The organism is Streptococcus suis, from assembly GCF_002960425.1.
Taxonomy (GTDB): Bacteria; Bacillota; Bacilli; order Lactobacillales; family Streptococcaceae; genus Streptococcus; species Streptococcus suis_S.
Genome location: NZ_POIZ01000099.1, coordinates 1 through 275, shown reverse-complemented (window position 1 = coordinate 275; position 275 = coordinate 1). Strand labels below are relative to the sequence as shown.

General features: G+C 40.0%; 1 pseudogene. It reads right to left on the bottom strand.

The window, feature by feature from the left end:
* A pseudogene (locus C1G57_RS10870) lies at positions 1-275 on the bottom strand (IS5/IS1182 family transposase); the annotation flags it as partial.

Sequence of the window (275 nt, the reverse complement as noted above, 5' to 3'; positions counted from 1 at the left end):
CCATTCTGCTCCGTTCTTCGTGAATAATTCTTAAACGAGTAGACAATCCCATCTGGCTTTATCCACTGGTCAGAATCTTCTAGATAGGTCCAGTTTTCAGGATTGGCATCACTCTTCTTGTAGCTTTTCTTCTGCTCTTTCTGATATGTTCCGTAGGGAATTAGAGGTGTTTTCTCCAGGTCATCAAGGATAAAGCTATAATTTTCTTCACTTCCATAACCTGCATCTGCGACAATGTGTTGAAAGAGTTCTAAGGTTTGGATGGATTGAAGAAA